Origin of the sequence: Acetivibrio cellulolyticus CD2 (genome assembly GCF_000179595.2) — a bacterium.
Lineage (GTDB): Bacteria > Bacillota > Clostridia > Acetivibrionales > Acetivibrionaceae > Acetivibrio > Acetivibrio cellulolyticus.
Genome location: NZ_JH556653.1, coordinates 1,089,187 through 1,090,280, shown reverse-complemented (window position 1 = coordinate 1,090,280; position 1,094 = coordinate 1,089,187). Strand labels below are relative to the sequence as shown.

The window sequence follows — 1,094 nt, the reverse complement described above, 5'->3', positions numbered from 1 at the left end:
ATACGAAAGCAACTGATCCAGTAAACGGAACAGTAACAGTAGCAGCGGACGGTAATTGGACATATACACCGAACAAAGACTATAACGGAACAGACAGCTTTACAGTAGAAGTAAGTGACGGAAAAGGCGGAACAGCGATAAGCACAGTAACAATAGATGTAGGTGGAAGCAACGATGCGCCAACAGTACCTGACTACAGTGTAACAACACCAGAAGATACAGCAGTAACAGGAATAGTAGTAGGAACAGACATCGATGGAGATACACTTGCATATACGAAAGCAACTGATCCAGCAAACGGAACAGTAACAGTAGCAGCAGATGGTAAGTGGACATACACACCAAACAAAGACTACAACGGAACGGACAGCTTTACAGTAGAAGTAAGTGACGGAAAAGGCGGAACAGCGATAAGCACAGTAACAATAACAGTAACTCCAGTAAATGATGCACCAACAGTACCTGATTACAATGTAATAACACCGGAAGATACGGCAGTATCAGGAACAGTAGTTGGAGCAGATGTGGATGGAGATACACTTACATACGCTAAAGCAACTGATCCAGCAAACGGAACAGTAACGGTGAATGTAGATGGGACATGGACATACACACCGAAAAAAGACTATAACGGAACAGATAGCTTTACAGTAGAAGTAAGTGACGGAAAAGGCGGAACAGCGATAAGCACAGTAACAATAACAGTAACTCCAGTAAATGATGCACCAACAGTACCTGATTACAATGTAACAACACCAGAAGATACAGCAGTATCAGGAACAGTAGTTGGAGCAGATGTGGACGGAGATACACTTACATACGCTAAAGCAACTGATCCAGCAAACGGAACAGTAACAGTAGCAGCGGACGGTAAATGGACATATACACCGAACAAAGACTACAACGGAACAGACAGCTTTACAGTAGAAGTAAGTGACGGAAAGGGCGGAACAGCAATAAGCACAGTAACAATAGATGTAGGCGGAAGCAACGATGCGCCGACAGTACCTGACTACAGTGTAACAACACCCGAAGATACACCAGTATCAGGAACAGTAGTTGGAGCAGATGTGGACGGAGATACACTTACATAC

At 43.8% G+C, this 1,094-nt stretch carries 1 protein-coding gene; it reads left to right on the top strand.

Annotation, left to right across the window (positions count from 1 at the left end):
- A partial coding sequence (locus ACECE_RS29165) for an Ig-like domain-containing protein (protein ID WP_010245948.1) occupies positions 1-1,094 on the top strand: 1,094 nt, incomplete at both ends.